An 851-nucleotide genomic window follows, 5' to 3' on the forward strand; every position below is an offset into this window, starting at 1 on the left:
TTATATTAAAGCCACTAATAGATAAACATTAGTGGCTTTATAAAACTTCTCACTAATTTCTATAACTTACAACGTGTATAAACTGTATAAAATTGACCCGTGTTTTTTATCGGTATATCGTATGTTATTGGCTCTTCAGTAAGCTCGCATTCAAAGTTATTTAATATATCAGACAGCAGTACTTGCTCTTCGGTGAACTGTATAGTGGTGTACCATAAGATTGAATCTTCATCTTTTTTGTTTTCAATATAAATACTCTGTAGCAAAGAGCTATTAAAAAACATGTTTGAAGGCTTTGAAGTACGTATTGTTTTATTATCGAAATAAAAGTAACCATTGTTATCACTTATGGCTTCATCAATATAAGTATCACCATAAATCAGCTCTCTTGTTACTTTAACGCCCTGTAAGGGTTCACCCTTGTTTAATAGTCTGCCTTTTACAGGCAACGACAACGTAACGTCTTGTTTGTTAAAAAAGCCAAACATATCTGCACATCCTTGCATTGGTATTAATAAAAATAGAATAAGCGTTAAAGTCACGCTAGCCGATCTTGCCTTGATCATAAAAATCCCTCTTATATTTGTATTTTTAGCCTAACAACAAAAGCCAACTTGTGACATATTTTAAATCGCTATTCTTAGAGTTATGCCTTTATAGATTTAGTTGATTTACTGACGATATTAAAAATAACAATAATAGAAATGACTAAGTACTTATATATTAGCTTTAAGCGAGATAAGCTGATCTTAAAGTATTAAAAGTAACAAATATAAGATGTCATATTGTCAATTAACTAAAATACACAAACCGTTTAACATTCTTCGTAGAATTGATTGAAGATTATTTTT

The 851-nt window shown here is 30.1% G+C and carries 1 protein-coding gene; it reads right to left on the minus strand.

All coding sequences use genetic code 11. From position 1 onward, the window contains the following. Window positions 1-59: 59 nt before the first annotated feature. Window positions 60-566, minus strand: coding sequence for a transthyretin-like family protein (locus I6F66_RS20820; protein WP_231611928.1), 507 nt, complete (start codon window positions 564-566; stop codon window positions 60-62). Window positions 567-851: the final 285 nt, after the last annotated feature.

Source organism: Pseudoalteromonas sp. NZS100_1 (assembly GCF_015864285.1).
Taxonomy (GTDB): Bacteria; Pseudomonadota; Gammaproteobacteria; order Enterobacterales; family Alteromonadaceae; genus Pseudoalteromonas; species Pseudoalteromonas arctica.

Coding starts and splice junctions, on each gene's coding strand:
- I6F66_RS20820 (WP_231611928.1), bottom strand. CDS start 566: ATGATCAAGGCAAGATCGGCTAGCGTGACTTTAACGCTTATTCTATTT.